Source organism: Halovenus rubra, from assembly GCF_026586665.1.
GTDB lineage: Archaea > Halobacteriota > Halobacteria > Halobacteriales > Haloarculaceae > Halovenus > Halovenus rubra.
Window position 1 is genome coordinate 1 of the sequence record NZ_JAODIY010000030.1, and the last position, 1,817, is coordinate 1,817.

At 59.3% G+C, this 1,817-nt stretch carries 2 protein-coding genes; both read right to left on the bottom strand.

Features of this window, described 5'->3' with window-relative positions; all coding sequences use genetic code 11:
- Nucleotides 1-53: 53 nt before the first annotated feature.
- Nucleotides 54-1,325 (bottom strand): RNA-guided endonuclease TnpB family protein, encoded by a 1,272-nt coding sequence (locus N5098_RS15145; protein WP_267638725.1) that lies wholly within the window; start codon nucleotides 1,323-1,325, stop codon nucleotides 54-56.
- 1 nt (nucleotide 1,326) lies between these two features.
- On the bottom strand, nucleotides 1,327-1,719 hold the full coding sequence (gene tnpA, locus N5098_RS15150; RefSeq protein WP_267638726.1) for an IS200/IS605 family transposase: 393 nt from the start codon (nucleotides 1,717-1,719) through the stop codon (nucleotides 1,327-1,329).
- Nucleotides 1,720-1,817: the final 98 nt, after the last annotated feature.

The window sequence follows — 1,817 nt, forward strand, 5'->3', positions numbered from 1 at the left end:
AGTGACATCCTCCGCGCCGTGAACGGCGCGGCTTCCCGGCATGGGAATACCAGCTAAGTTTCGCTGTTGCTGGCAGAGGGTTCCGACCCGTGGAAGGCCGAGAGGGTCATCTGCGAGGGTTTCTCGCTCGTCTCTCGGTGGGTCGTGGCGCTGTCACAGGCGCTCCCATCCCGTGAAATGTCATTGTCTGCCGATTTCACTGGCAGGCTCTCACCCCACGGGTCGTGGCGGTCAGCGATGTTGACCGCCGCGTTGATGTCTGCGTGATACTCCGATACCCAACACTCGTCGTTCGTACACCGAAACTCGTCGCCGTTCCGGTGCCCGACGTGGCCGCACTCGTGACACGTCTGACTCGTGTACTCCGGTCGGACGTATCTGACCGGAAGGCCAGACTCTCGTGCTTTGTCCTCGATACGCTGTTGGAGGCGAGCGAACGCCCATGCGTGGAGTCGTCGGTTCATCCACTCGCCGTAATCGAGGTCTTCACGGATGTACGAGAGGTCTTCCAGCACGAGGACCGGCTTCTCGAACCGGGAGGCGTACTCGACGGCACGTCGAGACGCCTTCTCGATGATGTCAGTGAGTGCGTTCTGGTAGTGGTCGAATCGCTCGTCAATCCGCCACTCGGCGGCGTCACGCTCTTGGAGTCGCTTGTGCGTCGTGAACATCTCTTTGCGAAGGTGGCGAGCGCGACCACCGTTGATGAGCAGTGGGTCAGTCGGAGTCCCCTGCTCGCAGGCACAGCCCGCGAGCAGGTGTGCTTCGCCAATGTCGAAGCCGACTGGTGTTACATCGTCGTCGGTGGGTTCGTACTCGGGTTCTTCGACCGGGAACTCGACGGTGACGTGGAGTGTCCACGACGTGCGGTGGCGTTGCAGTCGGAGTTGCCCCGCCGAAGCGTCCCCATGTACGAGGTCGTGCCACAGACCTTCTTGTTCGGGGTTGATACGAAGCGGTATCCAGAAATTCGTCCCACGACCGGGTTGCGGTGCCCACCATGTAAACTCGTAGTCACGCGCCGCCGAGTGGTCGAACTCGGCGGCTTGGTTGGTGAGCCGAACTGGGTGGTCGTCGTCCAACTCCTGTGCGTCGTAGGTGTCGTGCAGTTGTGGGACGTAGTTGCATAGGGCCGCTTTCGCCTGATACGGTAGGTCGTATGGCGTCACCACGTCGCTGGTTGCGCTCATCGTGTCACACTCGGCGTCGAACGCCTCGTGAAGCCCCTCACGGTAGGTTTCGAGCAGGTCACACAGTTTCCGCTCTTTGTGTGCTGTCGGCGGGGCGAGCGTAGCTTCCAGCGTTTTCGTGGTTGTTGCGGTCATGCTACTGGTCGTCCACGTAGTCCATCAGCACGTCAATGCTTACTTGGCCGGTCGTGGCAAGAAAGTACCCCGGTTGCCAGAACGCATCTTCGAGCGTCTGTGTCACTTCGGGAAACTCCGACCGAATCCGGCGGGACGTGACACCTTTGAGCGAGTTGATGAACTTCGTGAGGTCTGTGGTTGGTTTGGTCCGAAACAGGATGTGAACGTGGTCGGTACCACCGTCCACGTTCTTGATGTCGGCCTCGAAGTCATCTGCAATGTCGTGGGCGATTTCAGCGACACGCTCCAGCCGCTCATCGGTGAGAATATCGGCACGGTACTTCGTGACGGTCACGAAGTGGTACTGGAGCGCGTACACTGTGTGCGACCCGGTTTGCAGATGATACTCCATTTGGCCTTGCCATATCTAATATACCCAAGTCAGATAACTCTTGTGACGTGAGGTATTCAGCAGGGAGAAACCAAGTGGTTCGTTGCACAGAGCTTACG